Origin of the sequence: Embleya sp. NPDC020630, from assembly GCF_044334985.1 — a bacterium.
GTDB lineage: Bacteria > Actinomycetota > Actinomycetes > Streptomycetales > Streptomycetaceae > Embleya.
Genome location: NZ_JBIRUB010000001.1, coordinates 1,375,380 through 1,401,287, shown reverse-complemented (window position 1 = coordinate 1,401,287; position 25,908 = coordinate 1,375,380). Strand labels below are relative to the sequence as shown.

Annotated in this window: 25 protein-coding genes; 16 read left to right on the top strand and 9 right to left on the bottom strand. The window is 72.8% G+C overall.

Annotation, left to right across the window (positions count from 1 at the left end; genetic code table 11):
* Positions 1–6 precede the first annotated feature (6 nt).
* The gene (locus ACH4XV_RS05830) at positions 7–1,068 is read right to left on the bottom strand and encodes an ATP-binding protein (RefSeq protein ID WP_395786977.1); all 1,062 of its coding nucleotides are present in this window, start codon (positions 1,066–1,068) and stop codon (positions 7–9) included.
* A 221-nt stretch (positions 1,069–1,289) separates the two neighbouring features.
* Here ACH4XV_RS05830 and ACH4XV_RS05825 point away from each other — a divergent pair, with 221 nt between their 5' ends.
* Both ACH4XV_RS05825 and ACH4XV_RS05820 read left to right on the top strand, forming a co-directional pair.
* A complete protein-coding gene (locus ACH4XV_RS05825; RefSeq protein ID WP_395786976.1) occupies positions 1,290–2,087 on the top strand; it encodes an arylamine N-acetyltransferase in 798 nt (265 codons plus the stop codon).
* Between the two features lie 282 nt (positions 2,088–2,369).
* Positions 2,370–3,536, top strand: coding sequence for a hypothetical protein (locus tag ACH4XV_RS05820; RefSeq protein WP_395786975.1), 1,167 nt, complete (start codon positions 2,370–2,372; stop codon positions 3,534–3,536).
* 52 nt (positions 3,537–3,588) lie between these two features.
* On the opposite strand, the gene ACH4XV_RS05815 is transcribed toward ACH4XV_RS05820, so the two are convergent.
* Positions 3,589–3,966 (bottom strand): DUF952 domain-containing protein, encoded by a 378-nt coding sequence (locus ACH4XV_RS05815; protein WP_395786974.1) that lies wholly within the window; start codon positions 3,964–3,966, stop codon positions 3,589–3,591.
* A 222-nt stretch (positions 3,967–4,188) separates the two neighbouring features.
* On the opposite strand from ACH4XV_RS05815, the gene ACH4XV_RS05810 reads away from it, so the two are divergent.
* Positions 4,189–5,073: a class I SAM-dependent methyltransferase gene (locus tag ACH4XV_RS05810; protein ID WP_395786973.1), complete on the top strand. Its 885-nt coding sequence runs from the start codon at positions 4,189–4,191 to the stop codon at positions 5,071–5,073.
* 21 nt (positions 5,074–5,094) lie between these two features.
* On the opposite strand, the gene ACH4XV_RS05805 is transcribed toward ACH4XV_RS05810, so the two are convergent.
* A complete protein-coding gene (locus ACH4XV_RS05805; RefSeq protein ID WP_395787079.1) occupies positions 5,095–6,678 on the bottom strand; it encodes an MFS transporter in 1,584 nt (527 codons plus the stop codon).
* A 244-nt stretch (positions 6,679–6,922) separates the two neighbouring features.
* Here ACH4XV_RS05805 and ACH4XV_RS05800 point away from each other — a divergent pair, with 244 nt between their 5' ends.
* Entirely contained in the window at positions 6,923–7,864 is a 942-nt protein-coding gene (locus tag ACH4XV_RS05800) for a TetR/AcrR family transcriptional regulator C-terminal domain-containing protein (RefSeq protein ID WP_395786972.1), read from the top strand.
* Between the two features lie 34 nt (positions 7,865–7,898).
* On the opposite strand, the gene ACH4XV_RS05795 is transcribed toward ACH4XV_RS05800, so the two are convergent.
* Complete coding sequence (locus ACH4XV_RS05795) at positions 7,899–8,327, bottom strand: response regulator (protein ID WP_395786971.1); 429 nt, start codon at positions 8,325–8,327, stop codon at positions 7,899–7,901.
* A 255-nt stretch (positions 8,328–8,582) separates the two neighbouring features.
* On the opposite strand from ACH4XV_RS05795, the gene ACH4XV_RS05790 reads away from it, so the two are divergent.
* From ACH4XV_RS05790 to ACH4XV_RS05760, 7 genes are all read left to right on the top strand, one after another.
* Positions 8,583–9,215, top strand: coding sequence for a class I SAM-dependent methyltransferase (locus ACH4XV_RS05790; RefSeq protein WP_395786970.1), 633 nt, complete (start codon positions 8,583–8,585; stop codon positions 9,213–9,215).
* Between the two features lie 124 nt (positions 9,216–9,339).
* Entirely contained in the window at positions 9,340–10,116 is a 777-nt protein-coding gene (locus tag ACH4XV_RS05785; RefSeq protein WP_395786969.1) for an SGNH/GDSL hydrolase family protein, read from the top strand.
* Positions 10,117–10,218: 102 nt separating this feature from the next.
* The gene (locus tag ACH4XV_RS05780) at positions 10,219–11,064 is read left to right on the top strand and encodes a siderophore-interacting protein (RefSeq protein ID WP_395786968.1); all 846 of its coding nucleotides are present in this window, start codon (positions 10,219–10,221) and stop codon (positions 11,062–11,064) included.
* Between the two features lie 211 nt (positions 11,065–11,275).
* Positions 11,276–12,736 (top strand): M1 family metallopeptidase, encoded by a 1,461-nt coding sequence (locus ACH4XV_RS05775; protein WP_395786967.1) that lies wholly within the window; start codon positions 11,276–11,278, stop codon positions 12,734–12,736.
* Positions 12,737–12,905: 169 nt separating this feature from the next.
* Complete coding sequence (locus tag ACH4XV_RS05770; protein ID WP_395786966.1) at positions 12,906–14,165, top strand: MFS transporter; 1,260 nt, start codon at positions 12,906–12,908, stop codon at positions 14,163–14,165.
* Between the two features lie 74 nt (positions 14,166–14,239).
* The gene (locus ACH4XV_RS05765) at positions 14,240–14,731 is read left to right on the top strand and encodes a TetR/AcrR family transcriptional regulator (protein WP_395786965.1); all 492 of its coding nucleotides are present in this window, start codon (positions 14,240–14,242) and stop codon (positions 14,729–14,731) included.
* 68 nt (positions 14,732–14,799) lie between these two features.
* Positions 14,800–15,225: a YchJ family protein gene (locus ACH4XV_RS05760; protein ID WP_395786964.1), complete on the top strand. Its 426-nt coding sequence runs from the start codon at positions 14,800–14,802 to the stop codon at positions 15,223–15,225.
* A gap of 38 nt (positions 15,226–15,263) precedes the next feature.
* Here ACH4XV_RS05760 and ACH4XV_RS05755 read toward each other — a convergent pair whose 3' ends face one another.
* Positions 15,264–16,091, bottom strand: a complete 828-nt coding sequence (locus ACH4XV_RS05755; protein WP_395786963.1) for an MOSC domain-containing protein — start codon at positions 16,089–16,091, stop codon at positions 15,264–15,266.
* Between the two features lie 88 nt (positions 16,092–16,179).
* Between ACH4XV_RS05755 and ACH4XV_RS05750 the strand changes: the two genes are divergently transcribed.
* Positions 16,180–17,802: an acyl-CoA dehydrogenase family protein gene (locus ACH4XV_RS05750; protein WP_395786962.1), complete on the top strand. Its 1,623-nt coding sequence runs from the start codon at positions 16,180–16,182 to the stop codon at positions 17,800–17,802.
* A 73-nt stretch (positions 17,803–17,875) separates the two neighbouring features.
* Positions 17,876–18,538, top strand: a complete 663-nt coding sequence (locus ACH4XV_RS05745; protein ID WP_380000598.1) for an HAD family hydrolase — start codon at positions 17,876–17,878, stop codon at positions 18,536–18,538.
* Positions 18,539–18,608: 70 nt separating this feature from the next.
* Here the strand turns inward: ACH4XV_RS05745 and ACH4XV_RS05740 are convergent, their stop codons facing one another.
* Entirely contained in the window at positions 18,609–19,316 is a 708-nt protein-coding gene (locus tag ACH4XV_RS05740) for a TetR/AcrR family transcriptional regulator (protein ID WP_395786961.1), read from the bottom strand.
* A 200-nt stretch (positions 19,317–19,516) separates the two neighbouring features.
* Here ACH4XV_RS05740 and ACH4XV_RS05735 point away from each other — a divergent pair, with 200 nt between their 5' ends.
* Complete coding sequence (locus tag ACH4XV_RS05735; protein WP_395786960.1) at positions 19,517–21,124, top strand: MFS transporter; 1,608 nt, start codon at positions 19,517–19,519, stop codon at positions 21,122–21,124.
* 530 nt (positions 21,125–21,654) lie between these two features.
* On the opposite strand, the gene ACH4XV_RS05730 is transcribed toward ACH4XV_RS05735, so the two are convergent.
* Both ACH4XV_RS05730 and ACH4XV_RS05725 read right to left on the bottom strand, forming a co-directional pair.
* Positions 21,655–22,542 (bottom strand): phosphotransferase family protein, encoded by an 888-nt coding sequence (locus ACH4XV_RS05730; RefSeq protein WP_395786959.1) that lies wholly within the window; start codon positions 22,540–22,542, stop codon positions 21,655–21,657.
* 357 nt (positions 22,543–22,899) lie between these two features.
* Positions 22,900–23,166: a helix-turn-helix domain-containing protein gene (locus ACH4XV_RS05725; RefSeq protein WP_380000608.1), complete on the bottom strand. Its 267-nt coding sequence runs from the start codon at positions 23,164–23,166 to the stop codon at positions 22,900–22,902.
* A gap of 47 nt (positions 23,167–23,213) precedes the next feature.
* On the opposite strand from ACH4XV_RS05725, the gene map reads away from it, so the two are divergent.
* A complete protein-coding gene (map, locus tag ACH4XV_RS05720; protein WP_395786958.1) occupies positions 23,214–23,981 on the top strand; it encodes a type I methionyl aminopeptidase in 768 nt (255 codons plus the stop codon).
* A 56-nt stretch (positions 23,982–24,037) separates the two neighbouring features.
* Here the strand turns inward: map and ACH4XV_RS05715 are convergent, their stop codons facing one another.
* Positions 24,038–24,967 carry a Gfo/Idh/MocA family oxidoreductase gene (locus tag ACH4XV_RS05715; protein WP_395786957.1) on the bottom strand — a complete coding sequence of 310 codons (930 nt, stop codon included), beginning with the start codon at positions 24,965–24,967 and terminating at the stop codon, positions 24,038–24,040.
* Positions 24,968–25,167: 200 nt separating this feature from the next.
* Between ACH4XV_RS05715 and ACH4XV_RS05710 the strand changes: the two genes are divergently transcribed.
* A complete protein-coding gene (locus ACH4XV_RS05710; RefSeq protein ID WP_395786956.1) occupies positions 25,168–25,908 on the top strand; it encodes a L,D-transpeptidase family protein in 741 nt (246 codons plus the stop codon).

Here is a 25,908-nt window from a genome sequence, read left to right as displayed (position 1 = left end):
GCCCGTTCAGCGCCGCGCGCCGACCAGGCGCGGCAGGTCGCGGGCGGCTTCGAGCAGGAACCACGCGGGCAGCGGCTCGGCGCCCTCCCGGTCGTCGGCGATCACGAGTTGGGCCATCTCCAGGGAGATCTCGGCGAGTTCGGCCAGGAGCCCCTTGGCCCGGAAGGCGAAGTCGCGCAGCGCGGGCGAGACGTGTCGGCGGTCGGCCGGGAGGTCCTTGGCCAGTCGCGCGCGGAAGCTCTCGACCAGGAAGTAGAGCAGGTCCCGGTCGGCGGGCGCGGCCGGCCAACGCGCGTCGCCCTTGAGGATGGCGTCCAGGCCGTAGGCGTTGCGCACGGTCTTGAGGAAGCCGAGGAACGCGGCGGCGTGGGTGGGGGTGAGCGTGCCGTGGGCGAGCAGTCGCACGTGTTCGTCGCCGACGTCGGGGCCGAAGGAGTACAGCCCGTCGGAGAGCATGTGCCACGCGCGCGGCGTGGAGAACGCCTCCTCGGTCTTGGGCGGCGCGCTCCACAGGTGGTCGGGTCGGGCCCGGATGTGCTCCAGGATCCAGGGGTGGATGCCGTTGACGCCGGCCCAGCCGAGCCAGTCGTCGACCGAGGCGAGCAGGTGTACGTGCACGAGGCGGTTGATCAGCGCCGAGGACATCGGTCGGGCCGGCGCGTTGTCGCTCGCCCGGTTGCCCGCGCCGATCACCACCGACCCGGCGGGCAGCGTGTACGAGCCGATGCGTCGGTCCAGGATCAGCGAGTAGAACGTCTTCTGTACGTCCGGGGAGGCGGCGTTGAGTTCGTCCAGGAACAGGCAGTACGGCTCGTCCCGGGCGATCTGCTCGGGTGGGCAGAACCGGCTGCGGCCGGCCACGATCTGCGGCACGCCGATCAGGTCCTCGGGGGCGAGCTGGGTGCCGAGGAGCGACACGCACTCCAGGCCGATCGAGGCGGCGAAGTCGCGTACGAGTGACGACTTTCCGATCCCGGGAGCGCCCCACACGAAGACCGGTCGCACCAGCGCGGTGTGCAGCAGGACGTCGGGCAGTGCTGCGGGGGTGATCGTGTGTGCGGCCTGCACGGCGACCTTTCGGCGAGGGGTGTGGGGGCGCCGGAGTCGGGCTGCGGCCCTCGCATGATGCCGCCGCGGGGCCGGGCCTGTCGTGCGAATTTCCGCGCCCCGCACGGCCGCTCGCGCCGCTGCGGGGGAAGGCCGACTCGGGCCGGCGGGGCCGATCCCCGCCGGGCATGCTGAGGCGCGGCCGCAGTCGGCCGGTACCCCGCACACAGCCCGGAGGCACGGTGAACCCGAACCGCATCGACAGCTACCTGGCCATGCTCGGCGTCCCTCGCCCGGCGTCCCCGAATTCGCGGACGTTGGCCGAGTTGCAGTGGCGGCACCTGCTGACCGTCCCGTTCGAGAACCTGGACATCCACCTGGGTCGCCCGCTCTCGCTCGACGAGGACACGCTGCTCGCGAAGATCCTGGATCGGCGGCGTGGCGGCCTGTGCTATGAACTCTGCGGTGCGTTCGCCGTGTTGCTGCGCGAACTCGGCTACCGCGTCACCCTGTTGTCCGCGTACACCTACGACGACTCGGGGCGGGTGGGGATCCCGTTCGACCACCTCGCGCTGCGCGTCGACCTCGAGTATCCGTGGCTGGTCGACGTCGGTTTCGGGCGCTTCACCCACCACCCGATACGGCTGGACCTGCGGACGGACCAGGTGGACCCGGGTGGGGTGTTCCGGATCGTCGACGGCGAGTACGGCGAGGTCGACATCCTGCACGACGGCAAGCCCGCGTACCGCCTGGAGCCCCGCCCGCGCGTGTCGGGCGACTTCGTCACCGGGTGCTGGTGGCACCAGACCGCGCCGACGTCGCGCTTCACCCACGCCCCGGTGTGCTCGCTCGCGCTCCCGGACGGGCGGATCACCATCTCCGACCGCGCCCTGATCCGGACCACGGGCACCGACCGCCACGAGGAGCCACTCGTCGACGACGCCGCCCTCCTGGCCGCCTACCGCGAGCACTTCGGCATCACCCTGGACCGCGTTCCGGGCCGGCCGACGAACCCGCCGATCCCCGCCGCCACCCCCTGACCACCGGTCGGCCGCGCGCTGCGCAGGGGGCGCGGCCGACCGGTCGCTGTGATCGGCACCACAGGAAATCCCGGGGGCTCACCCGTTAGATCGCCTCCCGCTCGACGCGTCTAGTCACCAGTGGGTTCGGCCGCCGCACCCGCGCGCCGAGCCAACCCGCCGGTCCCTCCGGCTCCAAGCCCTCGTTCGCCCCGATTTCCTCCGCGCTCCTCCTCCGTCGGGGCGCCGACGGTGAGGTCAGCCATGCCCGAAACGAGCTACGAACCGGTTGTTCATCCGGTCGTGCGAGCGATGCCCGCGGGCATCTCCACGCCGGCCGCGCCCCGCCGACCGCGCCTGTCCGCGCCCGCCCGCCGGGTGCTGCTCCTCGTGGCGTGCGTCGCGCTGGCCGCGTACACCGGGATCCGCGCACCGAGCGCGTGGACCGCGACGTTGCAGTCGATCTCGCTCCAGGACGGCTTCCGCCGACGGTTCGTGGTCGGCACGGTGCTGCATCCGGTCGCGGAGGCGACGGACTACCCGTACGCGCTGTTCGCCGGCACGTCGTTTGTGATCCTGGCCGCGCTGCTCGCGGTCATCGTGGTCGCGGCGGCGCGCACTCGGCTGCCGGCCCGGCGGGCGCTGGTGGCCGGGTGGCTGGTGCTGCCCACCGGCGGCTACCTCTTCCACGAGGTCGGCTACTTCGAACAGCTCCTGTTCCTGGCCCTGTTCGGCGCGTGGTGGCTGCTCGTCCGAGGTCGCGTGATCGCCGCCGCGCTGGTGATGGCGGTCGCGGTGTGCGTGCACGAGATCGCGCTGCTGACCGTGATCCCGCTGTTCACCCTGCCGGCGGTGGACCGGCTGCCGATCCGCAGGGCGGCGGCCGTACTGCTGCCCGCGGTGCTCGTCGGCGGCACGGTGCTGCTCGTCTCGCCGGCCGCCGACGGGGCGGCGCCCGGTCTACAGGCCCGGCTGCGCGAGGGCGGATTCCCGGCCCGGGCCGACGTGTTCGAGATCTTCGGCCGGACGCAGGCGCAGAGCCTGCGGATGTACGAGCCGTTCGAGGTGTTGTGGTTCCTGGTCCCGCTCGCGGTGATTCTCACCGCGGCGCTGGCCGTGGCGTTCGCCGGGGGCACCGTGGTGGGGCCGCGCCGACTGCTGGCGATCGCGGCGGCCGGCGCACCGCTGGTGGCCGCGTTCGCCGGATGGGACACCCACCGCTGGGCGTTCCTGCTTGTGGCCAACACGGCCGTGGTGGCGTGGTGGTGGCTGGGGCAGGAGCGGCCCGATGCGGCGCCGTCCCGGGTGCGCTCACGCCACCGGACACTGGTGGCGGCGGCACTGCTGTGCGTCCACGTACCGCTGGCCTACTTCGACGACTTCGCCCCCCGCGAACTCACCGGCCCGGGAATCCGCACCTTCGTCGACGACACGACCTCCGGCAACCTGCTGCGCACGCCGACCCGATGACGGCAACCGAGCCCCGCGGTCGCCGCGCCTCCCGGCGCAGGCCGCCCGGCGGTCAGTGCCCGTGGCCGGCCAGTGCCGCGAGGACCGCCTCGGCCACGTGGTCGCCGTCGGGGGTCGCCGGCAGGTCCAGGGGAGCGCTCCAGAGCGCCGCGGCCGGGTCCACCACGCCGTACACGTGCGGGAACAGCGCGCCGCCGCGCGAGGGTTCCCAGCGCAGCGCCGCACCCAGGACGGCCGGGTCCAGTGCCACCAGGACCAGATCGTCGCGGCCGGCGAAGTGCCGCCGGGCGGTCTCGGCCACCTGCGCGCCCGTGGACAGGTGCACGTAGCCGTCCACCAGGTCGATCCCGGCCCCCGCGAACCGGCCGGCCCGCACCGCCTCGGCCCACTCGTCGGCGCCGACCAGCTTGTAGACGATCTCCTCACTCATGCCCCGACCCTAACGCCGCGCCGCCGGGCGGCCGCTCACCCGACCCCGGCCCGCCGGCACACGCGGCGCAGGTCACCGATCCGGCGCGTCGCCGGGAACGCTCGCCGATCGTGGATTACCGCGGCCCTTCGCCGACGTTGTGTCCCTCACACGCAGGACACGACAGACGACGGACCCGGCCAACCGCGGCGACGGTAGCCCACAACTCGGGAGACGCACCTGATGACCACCGACCCCCGCACCGGCCCTCCGGGGCCGGACGCGGGCCCGCTCCTCGAACGTGAGGCCGAGCTGCACGCCCCCTTCCTGGAGGAGGCCGCCGCACGGCTGCGCGATCTGGCGCTGTACGGCGACCACACGCTGACCCGGGTGGACCGGATCCTCGATCTGGGCGGCGGCCCCGGGGTCGCGTCCTGCCTGCTGGCCCGCTACTTCCCCAACGCCGACGTGATCGCCGTCGCGCCGAACCCCGCCCTGCTGGCCCGCGCCGGCGCCCGCGCGCACCGGGAGGGCCTGGGCCACCGGGTACACACCCACCACGTCGAGCTGCCCGCCGACCTGGACACCCTGGGCAGCGCCGACCTGATCTGGGCGGGCGACGTGGTCCACCACCTCGGCGACCAGCAGGCCGCGCTGGACGCCCTGGCCCGGGCCCTGCGTCCCGGCGGCATGATCGCGATCGCCGAGCGCGGCCTGTCCACCCGCTTCCTGCCCCGCGACATCGGCATCGGCCGCCCCGGCCTCCAGGCCCGGCTCGACGCCGCATATGAGGACTGGTTCGCCGAGCTGCGGGCGAGCCTGCCCGGCGCCCGGGCGGCGGTCGAGGACCGGCCGGCCATGCTCGCCCGCGCGGGCCTGGTCCCGACCGGCACCCACTCGTTCCTGATCGACCTGCCCTCACCGCTGGACGCCCTGCCGCGCGAGCACCTGCACGCCGAACTCACTTACCGCCGCGCCCTGTTGGCCGACCGCCTGGACGCGGAGGACCTGGCCACCCTCGACGCCCTGCTCGATCCCGACACGGACACCGGCATCCTGTGGCGCCCGGACGCCTTCTACCTCGCCGCGACCACGATCCACACCGCGCGCGCCTGCCCGCGCCGCTGAGCCGACGACCGAGCGCCGGGGTCAGCGGGCGTCGACCGGCACGTCGACCGCGGGCGCGTCGGCGACCGTCGAAGTCGCCTCCCCCGCCCCGGCGTCGGCCACCGGCACCCCGCGCAGGAACCGCGCGCAGTAGCCGGCCCCGATCACCATGACCACCGCCGCGCCGATCGCCGCGGCGTTCATCCCGTCGCAGAACGCGTCCCGGGCCGTGTCCAGCAGGGTCCGCCCCGCGTCCCCCGACAACCGGGCCGCGGTCGCCTGCGCCCCACCCAGGGTCTCCCGCGCCGGCCCCCCGGGACCGGTGTCGGCCATCGCCCGGTGGTAGACCGCGTCGCCGATCGTGCCGAGCAGCGCCATGCCGAGCGCACCGCCGAGTTCGCTGCCCGACTCCAACACGGCGGAGGCGGAGGCGGCCCGCTCGGCCGGCGCGACGCCCATCGCCATCTCGGTCACCTGCGTCATCACCGCGACCACGCCGGCCGCGTACACCGCCGCGCCGCCGAGCAGCAGCGGGAGCGAGGAGTCGGGCCGAGCGGTCGCCAGCACCGCGAACCCGCCGATGGCCACCGTGAATCCGCCGCTCATCACCCAGGCCCGATCGATCCGCCGGGCCAGCACGGTGGCCACGGGCGTGGCCACCGCGACCGCCAGCGACGGCACCAGGCTCCACAGCGCGGCGCGCAGCGGGCTCATCCCGAGCACCGACTGGAGGTACTGCGTGGTGAAGATGGCGAATCCGACGATCGCGAACATCGACATCACATTGGCGAACACCGCCCCGCCGAACGCCCGCATCCGCAACAGTTCCAGGTCCAACAGCGGATGCTCGGCGGTGAGTTGGCGCCGTGCGAAGAGCGCCCCGACGATCAGCCCGAAAGCGATGCTCGCGATCGGCAACGTCTGTGCCCCGGATCGGGCGATCTCCTTGATCCCGTACACCACCGGCAGCAGCGTGCCGAGCGATAGCACCGCGCCGATCAGGTCGAACGACCCGTGTGCGACGCCGCGATGACGCGGGACGAAGACCGGGACCAGGATCAGCAGGATCGCCATCGCCGGCACGTTGATCAGGAAGATCGAACCCCACCAGAAGTGTTCGACGAGCACACCGGACAGGATCGGCCCGAGCGAGATGCCGCCGGTCATCACCGCGGTCCAGATCGCGATCGCCGTCCCGCGCTGTTTGGGGTCGACGAACATGGTGCGGATCAGCGCCAGCGTGGACGGCATCAGCGCCGCCCCGCCCACCCCGAGCAGGGCCCGTGCGGCGATCAGCGTCTGCGCGTCCTGCGCGTACGCCGCGAGCAGCGACGCCCCGGCGAACAGCCCCGCCCCCACCAGGAGCAGCCGCCGCCGACCGATCCGGTCGCCGAGCGCGCCCATCACGATCAGCAGGCCGGAGAGCACGAACCCGTACATGTCCAGGATCCACAACTGCTGTGTGCCGGTGGGCTCCAGTGCCCGGCCGATGAACGGCACCGCGAAGTAGAGCACCGACACGTCCATGCTCACCAACAGCAGCGGCACCAGCAGGACGGCCAGCCCGACCCACTCCCGCCGCCCCGCCGACGGCGCCGCCCCCGGCTCTTTGGTCGTCTCGTCGATCGCCACTGGATCTCCCCCATTGTTCGCACGTGTTCACACTGTCGCGCCGCACTGCATCCGTACGGCGTACGCTCCGCCGCGTACAGAGTAAACACACCGTACGCAGCACAACAACAGCCAGGTATTCAGTGGAAATAAAGGCTTCACCAAGTAGTGCACCGAAACTAGTGCACCAATCCGGTGGCAAGGGTGCCCTATAGTGCACTGACCAGGACAGGGAGTACCGACAGCCCGGGAGGCCCCGATGCCCCGCGACGCCACGCCCTCGATCCGGATCGCCGACGAGCTGCGGCGGCGGATCGAGACGGGCGAGCTGCGTCCCGGCGATCGGGTGCCCTCCACCCGGGCGATCACCGCGGAGTGGGGTGTGGCCATGGCCACCGCCACCAAGGCGCTGACCGCGCTGCGCGAGGCGGGACTGGTCCGGGCGGTGCGCGGCGTCGGCACCGTGGTCGCCGACCACCCCGACGCACCGCGCGCCCGGGTCCGGGCGATCGCCGTCCCGCCCACACACCCGCCGCGCACCGACGCCGAACTCACCCGGGAGCGGGTGGTCGCGGCCGCGATCGCCATCGCCGACGAACGCGGCCTGGCGGCGGTGTCGATGCGGCAGATCGCCGCCGAGGTGGGGGTGGCTCCGATGAGCCTGTACCGGCACGTGCCCGGCAAGGAGGACCTGCTCACCGCGATGGCCGACACCGTGTTCGCCGGGGCGCCGCTCCCCGCCGGGGAAAGCATCGGCTGGCGGGCCCGCCTGGAGACCTCGTGCCGGATGCAGTGGGCGATGTACCGCCGCCACCCGTGGCTGGCCCAGGTCATGTCGATGACCCGCCCGCTGCCGACGGTGCGCGGCATGCGGCATGTGGAGTGGGCGATGGCCGAGTTCGAGGGGCTGCCGACGGGCGTGATGATCCACATCGCGGTGACGATGCTCAACTACGTACGCGGCACCGCGATCAATCTCGCCGGCGAATCCGAGGCCGAACGCGCCACGGGCGTGTCCAGCGAGGAATGGATGCAGGCACAGGACGAGACCCTGGACCTGATCCTGGCCGGCGGCGACTTCCCGATGTACTCCGCCGCGTTGACCGACCCCGACCTGGAGCTGAGCCTCGAAACGTTGTTCACCTTCGGGCTGGACCGCCTCCTGGACGGCATCGCCTGCCTGATTCCCGCGAGCGGGTGAGCGCGCCGCGCCGGCACGGCGGGCGCGCCCGCGCTCACCCGCGCGGCAGCGTCACCAGGCTCAGGAAGAACTCGTCGATCCCGCGCACCGCCTCCAGGAACGACTCCAGCTCGACCGGCTTGGTCACGAACGCGTTCGCGTGCAGGTCGTAGCTGCGCCGCACGTCGTCCGGCGCGGCCGAGGTGGACAGCACCACCACCGGGATCGTCCGCCACCGCTCGTCGGCCTTCATCGCCGACAACACCTCACGACCGTCCATCCGCGGCATGTTCAGATCCAGGATCACCAGATCCGGCCGCTCATGCGTACGCAGCCACTCCAGCGCCTCCATACCGTCCGCGACCCGACACAGGGTGTGCCCTCGTTCCCGGTTCAGCAACGCCTCCTCGATCATCAACGCGTCGCCCGGGTCGTCCTCCACCAGCAACACCGTCGGCGTTCGTGTCATCGCGGTCTGGCTCATCGCACCACCTTCGGATCACGGCCACGGCCGACCCTCGACAGGACCGACACCCACCCATCGAACTCGGCGCGCACGCACCACCGACCCGCCTCCGAAGGCTAACGCCTCCCGTCCACCGATACGGAGAGCACACCGGTACCGCCCGTCCCGGTCCTTGACGCATATCACGCGATGGCCCATCGTGGGGCGTCGGTCACACTCGGCAACCGGGCGGAGGCACGAACCGGTGCTCGGCGAACCTCGGGGGGAACCGCCATGCGGATGAACACGGTCGAGAAGATGGTCGTGGCCAGTCCGCTGCGCCGGGGCCCGCAGATCTGGTACGAGACACCCCTGCTGCTGCGCCTGGGCGGCCGGCTCGACCCGGGCGCACACGCGCTGGAGATCGGCTGCGGCACCGGCCGGGGCATCGAGCTGATCCTTAACCGCTTCGGCGCCGCGCGGGTGGACGGCATCGACGTCGACCCCGACTCGCTCGCCCGGGCCCGGCGGCGCTGGCACGGCAACAGCCGGGTCGCCATCGTCCAGGGTTCGGCCACCGACCTGCGCACCGCGGTCGACGCGGCGGACGCGAGCTACGACGCGGTCTTCGACTTCGCGATCGTGCACCACATCCCGGACTGGCGCGCCTGCCTGGCCGAGGTGGGCCGGGTACTGCGCCCGGGCGGCCGGTTCTACTTCTCCGAGATGACCGCCCGCGCACTGGCCCGCCCCACCCTGGCCCGCCTGTTCGACCACCCCACCGAGGACCGCTTCGACGCCCACGACTTCCTCACCGAACTCCCCCGACACGGCCTCGACGTCGTCGGCAGCAAATCCCTCCTCGGCGACTACTTCTTCGGAGTGGCCCAACGCCGCCAAGAAAAGCCCCAGGGCCAACAGGCCTGACCGAACCCGGCCCGACGCACTGAAACCCCGGCGCACGGACGCAACGCAACGGGCGGAGCCGGCGGGCACACCAAACCCAACCCGACCAAAGCGCAACCGCAACCCGCACTAGGCTCGTCAGGCGATGCTCAACACACACCCCACCTTCGAAACCTTCGTCGCGGTAGGCGACTCCTTCACCGAGGGCATGTCCGACCCGGACGCCCACGGCAACTACCGCGGCTGGGCCGACCTCCTCGCCGACCGGCTCGCCGTCGACACGCCGACGCTGCGCTACGCCAACCTGGCCGTGCGCGGAAAGCTGATCCGGCAGATCGCGGACGAGCAGGTCGACACCGCCGTCGCGCTCGACGGCGCGCTGATCAGCCTCGCCGGCGGCCTCAACGACGTGCTGCGCCCGCGCTGCGACGTCGGCGCGGTCTGCGCGGTGTTCGAGCAGGCCGCGGCCAAGCTCGCCGCCGGCGGTGGACACCTGGTGCTGTTCCGCAGCACCGACCCCACCCGCCGCCTGCGCTCCTCCGCCCGGCTGATGCCCCGGATCGAACGCCTGGTGGAGTTCGTGGACACCGTCGGCGCCCGCCACGACGCCACCGTGGTCGACCTGTTCACCGCGCGCGTCTTCGACGATCCCCGGATGTGGGCGGACGACCGGCTGCACCTGTCCGCCGAGGGACACCGCCGGGTCGCCGAGGCCACCGCGCAGGCGCTCGGCCTGCCCGGCGACGACGACTGGCGCGCGCCGCTGCCCGCCGCCGCGCCGCGCACGTGGGGCGACCGCAGGCGCGCCGACGCCCGCTGGGCCCGTACCCACCTCGGCCCCTGGCTGGCCCGCCGCGCCACCGGTCGCTCCTCCGGCGACGGCCGCGCCCCCAAGCGCGCCGAACTCACCCGGTGGCGATAGCGAGAATCTTTCCGGCCCTGGGCGGCCGACGGTGCGCACGTCAGGTTAGGGTTACCTAACAAACACACGCCGAGTCGCACAGTGCAGGCGAGGAGAACCCCCATGGCGGACAGCCCGGCACGCAAGCCCCGCAAGCTGATCGAACTCGAGGTACGCAGCGCCGAACAGGTCGGCCCGCACCTCATCCGGATCGTCGCCGGCGGCGAGGGCCACCGGAACTTCACCGACAACGGCTACACCGACGCCTACGTCAAGGTGCTCTTCCCGCTGCCCGGGGTGACCTACCCGGAGCCGTTCGACATGGAGGTCATCCGCGCCGAACTCCCGCGCGAGGACTGGCCGCGCACCCGCACCTACACGGTGCGCGCGAACGACCCGGCGGCCGGCGAGCTGACCATCGAATTCGTGCACCACGGCGACGAGGGCCTGGCCGGCCCCTGGGCGGCGCGCGCCAAGCCGGGCGACACGCTGCGCCTGCTCGGCCCCGGCGGCGCCTACGCGCCCGACCCCGAGGCGGACTGGCACCTGTTCGTCGGCGACGAGAGCGCGTACCCGGCGATCGCCGCGTCGATGGAACGGCTGCCCGCCGCCGCCCGGGCGATCGCGCTCCTGGAGGTGGGCACCGCGGCCGAGGCGCCCACCGGCATCCTGCCCGCGACCCACCCCGACCTGGACCTCGACCTCACCTGGATCACCCGCGACGCCGGCCCCGGCCTGCTCGACGCGCTGCGCGCGCTGGAGTTCCCGACCGGCCGGGTGCACGCATTCGTGCACGGCGAGGCCGGCGTGGTCAAGGAACTGCGCCGACACCTGGTCGACGAGCGCGGCGTCGACCGCGCCGACATCTCCTTCTCCGGCTACTGGCGCAAGGGCCGCGACGAGGACGGCTTCCAGGCGGACAAGGCCGCCGAAAAGGCCGCCGAACGCGCCACCGAACAGCGCGCCTGAACCCGTCCCACCCCTCGGCGGTCCGGGCCCGCACCCACCCCCGGACCGCCGCCGCGCCCCGCCGACACGGGCCGGCAACGGCCGCACGGCGGTCGGGCCGACTCCGGCTCGACCGCGGGCGCGTGCCGCTCGGGCGAACTGCCGGGCCGGCCGGGTGAATCCGCGCGTGGGGCACTACCGCGGGCGATCGAGCCGGCACAGGGTGGTGCCCATGAGACGTCCACCCCACACCGTCACATCCCTGATCGCCCTCGCGACCGCCCTCACCCTCACCGCGGCCGTCGCCCCAGTGGCCCACGCCGACGACGCCCGGCCCACCCCGGGCGCACCCGGGATCGGCGATCCGCTGTTCCCGCTGAGCGGCAACGGCGGCTACCGCGCCGACCACTACACGCTCGCCTTCGACTGGCAGGCGCCCGGCGCCGCGTTCCCGGCCGTCACCACCATGGAGGCCACCGCCACCCAGGCGCTGTCCCGGTTCGACCTCGACTTCGCGGGCAACACCCTCGGCCGGGTCACCGTCGACGGGCGCCCGGCCAAAACCCGCCGCGACGGCGACGAGTTGGTGATCACCCCGGCCCGCCCGCTGCGCAAGGGCCGCTCGTTCACCGTCCGGGTCGAGTACACCGCCGACCCCACCCAGCAGCGCCACCGCGACGACGCCATCGATACGTTCGGCTGGATCCCCACCCCGGACGGCACGGTGATCTACCCGCAGCCCGACGGCGCCAAGATGATCTTCCCGAGCAACGACCACCCGAGCCTGCGCACCCGCACCACGGTCGAGATCACCGCGGCCGACGACCTCACCGCGCTCTCCAACGGCACCCTCGTCAACAAGCGCCCGGCCGCCCCCGGCCGCACCCGCTGGACCTACGACAGCCGGCAACCCGTGGCCGGCCAGCTCTTCCAACTCGCCGTCGGCAAGTACACCCTGATCGACGGCAAAGCCGCCGACGGCACCCGGCTGCGCGACGCGATCCCGCCGGACCTGGTCGACCAGGTCGAGCAGTACCGCTCGCTGACCCCGCGACACCTGGCCTGGGTGACGGACAGGCTCGGCCCGTACCCGTTCGACAGCTACGGCCTGCTCGTCGCGCACACCGACCTCGGCGTCGCGCTGGAGACCCAGGGGTTGTCCCTGCTCCCCAAGGGCGACCTGCTCGGCGACAAGATCAACGCCGAGCGCAACATGGTGCACGAGCTGGTGCACCAGTGGACCGGCGACAGCGTGGCCATCGAACGCTGGTCCGACCTGTGGCTGAGCGAGGGCCACGCCCGCTACTACGAGCGCGTCTACAGCGAGGAGAACGGCGGCGCCGACATGGAGGCGCTGATGCGCGAGGCGTACCGGCAACACGACATCTGGCGCCGGGACACCGGCGCGCCGGCCGAGCCCACCGAGCCGAACCTGTTCAAGCGCATGCGCTACGACGGCTCGGCGCTGGTCTTCTACGCGCTGCGCACCGAGGTCGGCGCGGACACCTTCGCCCGGATCGAACGGGCCTGGACCACCCGCTTCCGGGGCCGCGCCGCAAGCACCGCCGACTACGTGAAGCTGGCCTCCCAGGTCGCCCACCGCGACCTCGCCCCGTTCCTGGACCCGTGGCTGTACGGCGCCAAGACACCGCCGATGCCGGGCCACCCGGACTGGACCGTCGACCCGGCCTGACCGCGCGATCCCGATATCCCGGGCGCGGCGGCCGACCACCGCCGCGCCCGGGCCGGTTCGGCGTGCTCCCGCACGAAACAACCCCGGGAAAGCAACTTTGCCGACCGCCTCTCCCGTGATAGAAACCGGAACGAACGTCCCACTTTATTTTCTATCGACGGGAACTCCCGTGCGTAACCCCTACCGAGACATCTTCACCGCGCCCGGCGCCAAGGGATTCTCGGCGGCCGGCTTCATCGCCCGCATGCCCATCTCGATGACCGGCATCGGCATCGTCACCATGCTCTCCGAACTGCGCGGCGAATACGGCCTGGCCGGCGCGGTGGCGGCCACCTTCGCACTGGCCACCGCGCTGATCGCGCCGCAGGTGTCGCGGATCGTGGACCGCTACGGGCAGGGCCGAATACTTTTGCCGGCCACCGCCGTCAGCGTCTTCGCGATGGGCGCCCTCCTGCTGTGCGCCCGCTACGACGCCCCCGCGTGGACCCTGTTCGTGTGCGCGGTGCCGGCCGGCTGCATGCCCAGCATGGGGGCCATGGTCCGGGCCCGCTGGCTGGTCCTGTACCGCGGCTCGGCGCACCTGCACACGGCGTTCTCGTTCGAGTCCGTGGTCGACGAACTGTGTTTCATCCTGGGCCCGATCATCGCCGTCCAGCTCTCGGTGTCCGTCTTCCCCGAGGCGGGGCCGCTGGCCGCGATCGTCTTCTTCACCGTCGGCGTACTGCTGTTCACCGTGCAGCGCGGCACCGAGCCCCCGCCGCACCCGCGCACCGCCGGCCCGACCAGGTCGGTCATGCGGATCCGGGGGCTCCAGGTGCTCGTGGTCACCCTGATCGCGATCGGCGCCATCTTCGGCACCGTCGACGTGGTCACCATCGCCTTCGCCGAGGAGCACGGCCAACGCAGCAACGCCAGCTTCGTGTTGGCCACCTACGCGGCCGGCTCCTGCATCGCAGGGGTCGCGTTCGGCGCGTTCAAGTTCGCCGCCCCGCTGCCCCGGATGTTGCTGATCAGCGTGGGCTGCACCGCGATCACCATCCTGCCGCTGCAGCTCGTGGGCAACCTGCCCGCACTCGCGGCGACCGTGTTCGTCGCGGGCATGTCCATCTCGCCCACCATGATCCTCACGGTCAGCCTGGTCGAGCGCCTGGTCCCGCCCGCGCGGCTGACCGAGGGCATGACCTGGACCACCACCGGCATCGGCATCGGCGTGGCCGCCGGCTCCTCGCTGTCCGGTCTGGTCGTGGACCACTTCGGCGCCCGGGCCGGCTTCGGCGTCGCGGTCGGCGCGGCCCTCGTCGCGGTCGTGATGGCGCTCGGTGGATACCGTGTGTTGCGGCGGACCGCCCCGCGCGTGGTCGGCACGACCGTCGCGCACGGCGGCTCGCTGCCCCAGGCCGCACCCGTACGAGAAGGTGAGTCCCACTGACCGAGGAAGCCGTCGACGGCCGACGGGCCAAGGGCGAACGCCGGCGCCGCGCGCTGATCGAGGCCACCCTGCGGGTGGTCGAGCGGGACGGCGCCGCGGGGGTCAGCCACCGTTCCGTCTCGCGCGAGGCGGGCCTGCCCACCAGCGCGTCCACGTACTACTTCGCCGGCGTCGACGACCTGCTCACCGCCGCGCTCACCACGTGTATGACCGAGGACGCGGTGCACATCCGGGGGCTCGTCGACACCCCGGGCGACCCCCGGCGCGCGCTGGCCGAGCACCTGCGGCACATCTGCACCGCCCCCGGCCGACTGGTCGCCGAGTACGAGTTGTTCCTGCTCGCCGCCCGCCGCCCGGAGTTGCGCGAGTCGACCGACCACTGGACGGCCGCCGTCACCGACTTCGCGCTGCGCTTCAGCAGCGATCCGGTCCGGGTCCGGGTCTTCGTCGGCGCGCTGGACGGGCTGCTCATCCAGGCCCTGCTCACCGACGCACCGCCGAGCACCGACGAGTGGGAGGCGATGATCCGCGACCTGCTGCCGGGCCCCTGCCTGGCGCCCGCCTGACGCCCGCCCGACCGGCGCGCGGTGTGGTCGCCAGCTCCCCCGCCCGCCGGATGGGCCAGAATCGGGTCATGTCCCGACGCACCTCGCGGCCCCGACCGGACGCCGTCACCGCCGCCTCGCCCTGCCCCTGCGGCCTGTCCGCGACCTATGGCGAGTGTTGCGGCGCCCGCCACGCCGGCTCCCCCGCGCCCACCGCCGAGTCACTGATGCGCTCGCGCTACAGCGCCTTCGTCGTCGGCGACGAGCCGTACCTGCTGCGTACCTGGCACCCGGACACCCGGCCGGACCGGGTCGGCCTCGACGACCGCACCCGCTGGCTGGGCCTGGAGGTGCACGGGAGCACCGACGGCGGCTCGTTCCACCAGGAGGGCACGGTCGAGTTCACCGCGACCTACCTCGAGCGCGGCAACCGGGGCGAGGTGCACGAGCACAGCCGCTTCGTCCGACACGAGGGCGCGTGGGTGTACGTCGGCCCGCTGCCTCCGTCGGCGTAGTCAGGGCCCCGACCGGTTCGCGCACCGCCCGGGTCCGGCTACAGCTCCGACTCGCCCCACTCCGTCACCGTGAGTTCGTCGCCCACCGCCACCTTGCCGGGGCGCAGCACGGCGAACTTGCCGCCGAAGGCCACCCCGCCCTGCGGCGCGCGGCGGTATCCGGCGAACGTGCGCAGCGGTTCCGGGCCGGCCTTGGCCCCGGTGCGCTGGTCGACCAGGGTGACCGCGCACCGGATCGCAAGCTTCGCGTAGCCCAGTTCGGCCTCGCCGAGCGTGAATCGGCGGATCCGGTCCTCGGTGTGCGGTTCGGCCCAGCCGTCCACCACGACGTTCGGCCGGAAGCGGTCCATCGGCAGCGGCGCCTCCCCGCGCTCGGCCAGGCGCGCGTGCAGCAGTGCGAGCGAGGCGCGGGAGAGCACGTGCAGGGGCGAGCTGTCCGCGTAGCCGCAGGTGCCCGGTATCGCTCCGTCGGTCACCCGGTCGTGCTCCGGCGGCACCCGGACCAGGCGGCTCGGCACGCCGAGCGCATCCGACAACCACGCGGCAGGCGCGTCGCCCTGGTCGATGCCCCGATAGGGATCGCCGAACAGGTCCACCTCCCGGCGCGGGCCGTCGGTGTCCACCTCGATCGCGACCGGATCGGCGTCCGGCCGATGCAGGATCAGCCGGGTACCGTCGGCGTCGATCTCCGGTCGGATCGACGCCAGGCGAGGATCCCGTCGCTGGGTGCGGAAGACGCCGTCCGGATCGGTCACCATGAAGGTCCGGTCGTGGGCGAGCCCGGCGGGGGTGAGCAAGGTGCGCTCCACCGGGATGCCGGCGCACCCCTTGACGGGGTAGTGGATCAGTTCGACTACGGAGATCATCATCCGAGCCTATCGACGGCCGCGACACGTGCGCCGAGCGGCCGTGCGACCCTTGTTACCGACCCGTAGCACTGCTTGACTACCGGACATGTCGACGCACGAGGTCACCAATCAGGTCCCGGCTTTGACCGCGCGGGAGGCCGCCGCCGACCCGGCCCTGTTCGAGGCGCTGCACCGCGAGCGGGCGGGTTGGGCCGAGGCCGAGGTGCGCGAGTTGGGCCTGCGCGCGTGGGACGAACCGGCGCGGGAGTGGGGCCGGTTGGCCAACGAGCACGAGCCGATCCTGCGCAGCCACGACCGCACCGGGCACCGCATCGACGAGGTCGAGTTCCATCCGGCCTGGCACGAGTTGATGACCGTCGCGATCGAACACGGCCTGCACGCGAGCCCGTGGCAGGACGACCGGGTCGGCGCCCACGTCGCGCGCGCGGCGAAGTTGTACGCGTGGGGCCAGGTCGAGGCGGGGCACATGTGTCCGCTGTCGATGACCTACGCGTCGGTGCCGGTGCTCCGGGTCGAGCCGGAACTGGCCGAGCGCTACGAGCCGTTGCTGGCGGCGCGGACGTACGACTTCGGGTTGCGCGAGCCGACCGCCAAGCGCGGGCTGCTGGCCGGCATGTCGATGACCGAGAAGCAGGGCGGCTCCGACGTACGGACCAACACCACACTCGCGGCTCCGACGGCGGACGGGTCGTACCGGCTGACCGGGCACAAGTGGTTCACCTCCGCGCCGATGTCCGACCTGTTCCTGACCCTGGCCCAGGCCCCCGGCGGGTTGTCCTGCTTCCTGGTCCCCAGGGTGCTCCCGGACGGCACGCGCAATACGTTCCGGCTGATGCGGCTCAAGGACAAGCTCGGCAACCGGTCGAACGCGTCGGCCGAGATCGAGTACGAGGGCGCGTACGCCCGCCTCGTCGGTGCCGAGGGCGAGGGGGTGCGGACCATCGTCACCATGGTCAACGCCACCCGGCTCGACTGCGTGATCGGCGCGGCCGTCGGGATGCGGGTCGGCGCGGTCCGCGCGGCGCACCACGCGGCGCACCGGTGGGCGTTCGGCGCGGCGCTGATCCACCAGCCGCTGATGCGCAACGTGCTGGCCGACCTGGTGATCGAGTCGGAGGCGGCGACCACGGTGGCGATGCGGCTCGCGGGCGCGGCCGACCGGGCGCTGCGCGGGGATCCGGCCGAGGCGGCGTTTCGTCGGATCGCGGTCGCGGTGTCGAAGTACTGGGTGTGCAAGCGCGGTCCGATGCACGCGGCCGAGGCGTTGGAGTGTCTGGGCGGCAACGGCTACGTCGAGGAGTCGGGGCTGCCCCGGCTGTACCGGGAGGCGCCGCTGGTGTCCATCTGGGAGGGCTCCGGCAATGTCGCCGCGCTCGACGCGTTGCGCGCGATGGCCCGCGAACCGGCGTGCGTGGACGCGTACTTCGCCGAGATCGACGCGGTCGCCGGGGCGGATCGCCGACTCGACGCGGCGGCCGCGGCGCTGCGCAAGGAGTTGGCCGATCCGAGCGAGGCGGAGTTCCGGGCCCGGCGGCTCGTCGAGTCGATGGCGGTACTGCTCCAGGGCGCACTGCTCGTGCGGTACGCGAACCCGGCGGCCGACGCGTTCTGCGCGACGCGGTTGGCCCGCGAGGGCGGCCACGCCTTCGGCACGCTCCCGGCCGGCACCGACACGGCGCCGCTGCTGGCCCGAGTCCCCGGTGCGTAGCGCAACGGGAACGGGGACAGCGACGGGACGGGAACCGTGACCGGAACAGAACACACGCCCTAAGCTCCCGTTCATGATCAACTCTGTCGGACTTGTCATCTTCGACTGCGACGGCGTCCTCGTGGACAGCGAGCCGATCGCCATCCGGGTGCACGTGGCGCTCGGCGCCGAGCACGGCTGGCCGTTGACCCCCGCCGACGTGATCGAGCGGTTCGTCGGCCGCTCGTCCACGGCGATCGCCGAGCAGATCGCCGAGCGTGTCGGGCCGGACGTGGCCGCCGAGTGGACCCGGGGCTTCGAGGCGCGGCACCGGGACGAGGTCGAGGCGGGCCTGAGTCCGGTCGAGGGCATCGAGTACGCCGTGGACACCCTCGCCGACCTGGGCCTGCCCACGTGCGTGGCCTCCAGTGGCAGCCACGACAAGATGGCCCACACCCTCGGCCGAACCGGCCTGTACGACCGCTTCGCGGGCCGGATATTCAGCGCGACCGAGGTCGCTCACGGCAAGCCCGCCCCCGACGTCTTCCTCCACGCCGCGGCCCGGATGGGCGTCGCCCCGGAACACTGCGTCGTGGTCGAGGACAGCCTCAACGGCCTACGCGCCGCCCGCGCGGCAGGCATGCGCTCCTTCGCCTACGCGGGCGATCTGATCCCCCCGCACCTGCTGGAGGGCCCGACCACCACGGTCTTCAAGTCGATGCGAGACCTGCCGGCCCTGATCACCGGCACCCCCTGACCCACGACACGGCCGGGCCGCCGGGGGCGGCCGGCGGGGGCGGCCGGTGGCGGCGGCTGCCCGCTCCGGATCAGGCCTGGTTGGTCGCGACCACTCGGGCGACCACCTCGGCCGCCCGGGCGGCCGGTACGCCGAGGGCCACCAGAGCCGCCGCCGCCTGGTCCTCGGCGGTCACCACGATGTCCGCCTCGGCTGCCTGGAGGAGCGCGACGCACATCCCCTCCAGCGCGAGCGCCAGCACCGACGCGGGCAGATGGTCCGCGAACACGCCGCTGCGCTGGCCGGCCGCGATCAGCTCGATCGAGCGCTCCCGGACCGGTGCCAGCATGGCCGGGATCCCGCCGTCCTTCAGGTTGCGCTGGGCGAAGCCGATCAGCAGCCGATAGCGCTCCCCGCCCTCCCACGCGGCGAGATCGAACCGCGCCACCGCCTCCTCGGGCGAGTCACCCGCACGCCGCGCACCCTCGACCGCGGCCAGGATGTCCCGCCGCGCCTCCTCCGCGAGCCCGGCGACCAGCGCCTCCCGGCTCGGGAAGTGCCCGTACACGGTGCGCCGCACCACTCCCGCCGCGCGTGCGATGTCGTCCATCGACGCGTCGGCGTCGCGGATCAGTTCGCTGCGGGCCACCGCCAGGATCCGCTCCCGGTTCGACTGCGCGTTGCGCCGACGTGGCGGCGTACTCGCGGTGGCGGGCGCCGCGGGCGCGTCGCCGACCGCTGCGGCACCGACCGCTGCGGCACCGGCCGGAATCCGTGCGGCGCCCGGTTTCGTCTCCATCGCGCGTTCCTCCCTGGGGTGACCTGGAGCCTGCCAGAGATCCGGCCCTGTCGGCACCGACACTCCGCTCCGATGCGGCGAATCGACCGATTCACCCGACTCGTTCCACAATATTTGCACAGCCGTGTGCAATCAACTAAGTTGCACATCGTTGTGCAATTACTGCGGCTGCGCCGGCCGCCTGCTCCGAAAGGCGTTCGATGTCCGTCTTCGCCACCACGCCGGTCGATCGCATGGACCGGCCGTACACCCGCCGCTGGTGGGCCCTGGGCGTGCTCTGCCTGAGCCTGCTGATCATCGTCATGGCCAACACCTCGCTGATCGTGGCGGCCCCCGACATGACCCGGGACCTGGGCCTGTCCAGCCGCGACCTGCAATGGGTGATCGACGCCTACACCGTCCCTTACGCGGCGCTGATGCTCGTGCTCGGCGCGATCGGCGACAAGTACAGCCGCCGCGCCGCGCTCATCACCGGCCTGGTGGTGTTCGCCGCGGGCTCCGTCGCCGGTTCCCTGGTCCACTCGACCAGCGGCGTGATCATCGCCCGCGCGGTGATGGGCCTGGGCGCCGCGGTGATCATGCCCGCGACCCTGTCCCTGCTGGTCGCCTCCTTCCCGCGCAGCGAGCGGGCCAAGGCGATCACCGCGTGGACCGCGACCTCGGGCCTGGCGATCGCACTCGGCCCGCTGATCGCCGGCTGGCTCCTGGAGCGCCACGCGTGGGGCTCGACCTTCCTGATCAACGTGCCCGTCGCGCTGATCGCCGTGGTCGCCGCGCTGTTCGTGGTCCCGCCGTCGAAGGCGCACGACTACGGCCGGCTCGACCTGGTCGGCGGCGCGCTGTCCATCGTCACGCTCGGCTCGCTGGTGTACGCGATCATCGAGGGCCCGCACTTCGGCTGGGGCACCGGCCCGGTGACCGCGCTGGTCCTCTTCGTCCTGGGCCTCGGCTCGTTCATCGGCTGGGAACTGCGGCACCCGCGCCCGATCTTCGACCTGCGCAAGTTCGGCGAGCGGGTCTTCTCCGGATCGATGCTCGCCGTACTGCTGTTCTTCCTGGGCACCTTCGGCGCGATCTACTTCCTCACCCAGCACCTCCAGTTCGTGCTCGGCTACAGCCCGCTGGAGACCGGCGTCCGACTGCTGCCGCTGGCCGGCGCGGTCTGCCTGGGCGCGATCGCCACCGGGCAGCTCACCCCGCGACTCGGCATGCGGGTGACGGTGACCGGCGGGATGGCCCTCGGCACCCTCGGGGTACTGCTGATGACCCGGGTCTCGGACGGCTCCGGCTACACCGACTTCCTCGCCCCGCTGCTTCTGCTCGGCGTCGCGATCGGGCTGAGCGTGTCGCCCTGCACCGAGGCGATCATGGGCTCGTTCCCGGAAAACGAACTGGGCGCGGGCGGCGGCGTCAACGACACCGCGGTGGAACTCGGCGGCGCCCTCGGCATCGCGATCCTGGGCTCGGTACTGGCCACCTCGTACGAGTCGGAACTGACCAAGGCCGTAGACGGCAAGCTGCCCCCGGAAGCCATGAACGTGGCCCAGGACTCGATCGGCGGAGCGCTCGCCGCAGCCGAACAGGTAGGCCACGTAGCCGGCCCCCAACAGGCCCAAGCCCTGGTCCAAGCCGCCGACCACGCCTTCACCCAGGCGGTGGCCCACACCAGCCTGATCGGCGGAATCATCCTGGCAGCAGGCACGATCCTGGTCGCCCTGATCCTCCCGAACCGAACCAAGCAACCCCAAAAGCAGGAAGCCCCCCAAGAAACCCAATCCCCCAACCCCACCAAACAGCCGGTCGCCTAACCCCGACACCCCTCCCGGCGGGGCAGGTCGCGACAACGACTCTCATTGGGCGCTTCGCGCCGGCTCGCGAGGGACCACTTTTCCGCTCCCCCGCTTCGCTCCTCCGCAGAAAAGCGGCCCCTCGCTCGGGGCCGGATGCCCCTCCGCTTCGCTCCGGGCCACCCAGCCCGAACTTTGCGGCTCCGCCGCTCTCCGCGCTGCGCGCGTCGATCGCGCGAGTGGGCCGGGTCGTGGGCGCTGACGCGCCACGGGGGCGTGCGTGGGGTGGGGTGGTGCTTGGTCGCGGGGCCGGATTGGCGTCGTCGATGCTTCAAACCCCAGCGTGTTCGCCTGAGGCAACGGGTGGAGCGGGTGGGTACACCAACCGGACTCGGCCAAAGCGCAACCGCAGCGCGCGATGGTCGGCGTCGAGACCGAGGCGAAGCCGCCCGCACAAGGCCACATCGCGGCCGGCCGGACCCCCGCGCGCCCACGGCAACAACCGCACCCGACTCGGGCCGGCCAAACCGCCGCGCCCCGCCCCGTGCCGCTCACGTGCGTCCCAGCATCCTGACCGCCCGCCCCACCCAAGCCTCGAAGCGTTGCCATTCGACCAATTCGTCGCCCGTGCGCGGCTCCGGCCAATCCAACAGCGCGTCGCCCGCATCGAGCAGGTCCCAGTACGGATGGTGCTCCGCCGCACGACCGGACGCCTTCGCGTACGCGGGCAGAAACTCCTCCGCCACGGCCACCCCGTGGCTGAGCGCCAGGTTGAGCCGCATCCGGGCCAGGTCCACCCCACGCGGACCGACACAGCCCGTGGTCCAGTCCACCACCCCGCCGATCTCCTCGCCCAGCCACAGCAGTTGCCCGCCATGGAAGTCCCGGTGGATGAACCCCGGCTCGGCCGACGGCGCTTCCTCAGCGAGCGCAGCGAACATGCGCTGCCACACGTGCGGCCGCGTGGTCCACGCCGGCACCGCCCGCGCCCCGTCGACCGCCGGATCGTAGTAGGTGGCGTATTCCCCCAAACCCGCCCCATCCGCATCGACCGCGTGGATCGCCGCCAACACCTCGGCCGCCCGGCCCAGCAGCACGGCCGGGTCCGCCGGCGACTCGGGCGTACCCGGCACCCGCGTGGTCAACAGCGCCGGCTCCGCCCCCGCCAACCGCGCCGCGACCAACTCCGGCGCGGACACTGGCGTTTCGGCGAGCAGACGAAGCGTGCGGGCCTCCTGCTCGGGCCGGTACCACGGGTCCCGGGCGAGCCGCTCCGTGTCGTGGAAGACCCGCAGAACCAGATCGCCCACCGTGTAGAGCCGGTTGGCCCCGATTCCCATGGGCTCGACCGGCAGATCGCCGACGATCTCCCGCAACCAGGCAAGCGTTTCGGCATTCGGCATCGGTTCGGACTCGGACACGGCCACGGCCACGGACACGGATCGGGCTCCTGTTCGGCGACGGATTCACTCGCCGGCGGTCGCCGGCGCGGCGCCGCCCGCCGACAAGCCTGCCAGGTGCCGCCCCCTTCCGCGGCCTCCAGGGCATCGGCGCGGCGACGTTGCTCGCCACCGGGCTCCCGCTGATCGCCCAGGCGTACTACGCCGCCGACGGCGTTCGCGAGCTGTGTGCCGCGATGCGCGCGTGGTGCACCCGCGCGCGGTGACCATCGCCGCGACGGCCCCGGTGGACTCGGTCGACGAACAGTTCGCCTTCACGATCGACGTGCTCGCACAAAACATCGAAACGCCGCTCCGCCAAGCGCCCTGAGCAAACCTGGGGCGCGTCTTCAAGCCCTAGGCGGAAAGCGCGTCCGGATCGGGGATCGCGCACACCGCCGCGACCTCGTCCAGCGACAGTCCCAGCTCCAGGGCCAGCGCCGCGATCGTGAAGAACGCCGGGGTCGGCGCCCGGCCGGTCTCGATCTTGCGCAGCGTCTCCGGCGACAGTCCGGCCGCGACGGCGACGTGGCCGATGCTGCGTTCGCCGCGCGCGCCGCGCAGCAGCGCGCCCAGCTGCAGGCCGCGCGCTCGTTCCAGTGGGGTCAGCGGGGTTCGCACCATGACCGTGATACTAATACCGGTATAAGAATTGGTCGAGGAGGGGACCCATGGTCGAAATCAAGACCCGAGCCGAAATAGCCGCGATGCGCGAGGCCGGGAGAGTCGTGGGACAGGCCCTGGAGGCGACCCGCAAGGTCGCCGCCATCGGCGTGTCGCTGAAGGAACTGGACGAGGTCGCGCACACGATCCTGCGCGAGGCGGGGGCAACGTCCCCGTTCCTGGGCTACCAGCCGTCGTTCGCGCCCGTCCCGTTCCCGGGCGTGATCTGCGCGTCGGTCAACGACGCCGTGGTGCACGGCATCCCGACCGACTACCGGCTGCGCGACGGCGACCTGGTCAGCATCGACTGCGGCGCGACCCTGCGCGGTTGGACCGGCGACGCCGCGATCACCTTCACCGTCGGCACGCCGCGCCCGAAGGACCTGACGCTGATCGCCGACACCCGGCGCGCACTCGAAGCGGGCATCGCGGCGGCCGTACCCGGCGGCCGGTTGAGCGACATCTCCGCCGCGATCGGCGCGGTCGCCCGCGGGGCCGGCTACGGCATGCCGCGCGACTGGGGCGGCCACGGCATCGGCCGCACGATGCACGAGGACCCGCACGTACAAAACGAGGGCCGCCCCGGACGCGGCATGGCGCTGCGCCCCGGCCTGACCCTGGCCCTGGAGCCGATGTTGCTCGCCGGCGGCAAGGACGCGTGCTACACCGCCCGGGACGGCTGGACGTTCCACACCTCTGACGGCTCCCGCGCCGCGCACATCGAACACACCATCGCGATCACCGAGGACGGCCCGCAGATCCTGACCCTGCCCTGAACCCACGCCCCCGGAACCCTTGGCCCCGCCCGAGGGGCTCCCGCCCGAGCCGGGGCCTACCCCACCCGAACCGTCCGCCCCTCGCGCCGGGACACCACACACGCCTCGGCCACAGCCTGCGCCGCGAGCGCGTCGGCGCCCGGACAGGGGTTGGCGATGCGACCGGCGGCCATCGCCACGAACGCGGCCAGCTCCGCACGGTAGGCGTCGCCGAATCGGGTCAGGAAGTCGCCCTCGGTGACGCCGCCGCAGGCATGGGTCCCGGCGGTGCCGGCCAGTTCCAGCCGCACGTCGTAGCCCGGCTCGTGCCGCCGACCCGCGTGCGCGGTGCCGAGCGTGCCGTCGGCGAGCCGGAACAGCACCGCCGACACGTCGACGTCGTCGTGCTCCCGGAACACCGCCGCGCCCCGGTTCGCCCCGATCGCGGTCACCTCGACGATCGGCACACCGGTCACCCACGGCACGATGTCGAAGTCGTGGATGTGCGTGTCCCGATAGATGCCGCCCGAGGTCGGCACGAACGCGGCCGGCGGCGGCCGGCGATCCACGCTCACCGCGTGCACCCGGGTCACCGTGCCGAGCCCGCCGGCCTCGACCGCCCCCCGCGCCGCGACGTACATCGGGTCGAATCGGCGCTGGAAACCCACCTGAAGGCCGGCCCCGCGCGCCTCCACATACGCCACCGCCTCGCGCGCGAGGATCGGGTCGAGCGCGATCGGCTTCTCGCACAGGATCGGCAACTTCGCGTCCGCCGCCGCCCGCAGCAGCCCGACGTGCGCCGAGGTCGGCGCGGCGACCACCACGGCGTCCACCGCCGCGAACACCTCGTCGAGCCCGACCGCCGCGACGCCGGCCGCCCGGGCGAACTGCTCGGCCCGCCCCCGATCCACATCCGCGACGACAACCCGCTCGACCGCCGCGATCTCGCTCAACGCCCGGGCGTGAAACCCCCCGATCCGCCCGACCCCGATCACTCCGACCCGCATACCGCCCCCTTGCACACCCACACCACCCGGGCCAACCGGATCACCGAAACCCAACCACACCCGCACCCACGCCCCGAGCCCCGTCCACCCGCACCACGCCCACCATCGAGTGACCCCGAACACCACCGAGCGAGTGGCACCGGCGAACACACCGCCCGCGCTGCCGGAATGACTCGCCCGATGGGGGTAGTCGTGGAGGAATGACCATCCCCCGCCGCTCGCTGTTCCTGACCGTCCCGGCCGCACTGGCCCTCTCCGGCCTGCCCTCGGCCCGGAACTCGGCCGCCGGCGCCCCGGATTCCGCCACGACGCTCCCGCCCGCGCCCGCCCGACCCGGCGTTCCCCTTCCCGCGCCCATCGGCGCCCGCCTGGCGGGGCACATCCCGCCCGAGACCACCCAGTTGTTGCTGGTCGTCGGCGACGACCGGAACGCGGACTCCGGCACCGCCTCGTTCTGGACCCGCGAGTCCGACGGCTGGCGGCCCCGCGACGCGTGGCCCGCGCACAACGGCCGGGAAGGCTGGACGTTCGACCACCACGAGAACGACCTGCGCACGCCGATCGGCGTGTACACCCTGACCGACGCCGGCGGCCTGCGCCCCGATCCCGGCACCCGGCTGTCCTACGACCGCTCCGACGACTTCGCGATCGACGGCACCGGCTTCGCCGGCGAACCCCTGGCCGGCACCTTCGACCACGTGATCGCGATCGACTACAACCGGGTGCCCGGGACCTCGCCGCTGGACCCGGTCCGCCCGCGCGGCGACGAGTTCGGCGGCGACATCTGGCTGCACATCGACCACGGCGGTGCCACCCACGGCTGCGTCACCCTGCCGCCCGAGGCGCTGGTGTCGCTGCTGCGCGTCCTGGACCCGGCCGCGCGTCCGGTCGTGGTGCTCGGCGACGGCCCGGCGCTGGCCCAGGACGGCCCCGCTTCCTGA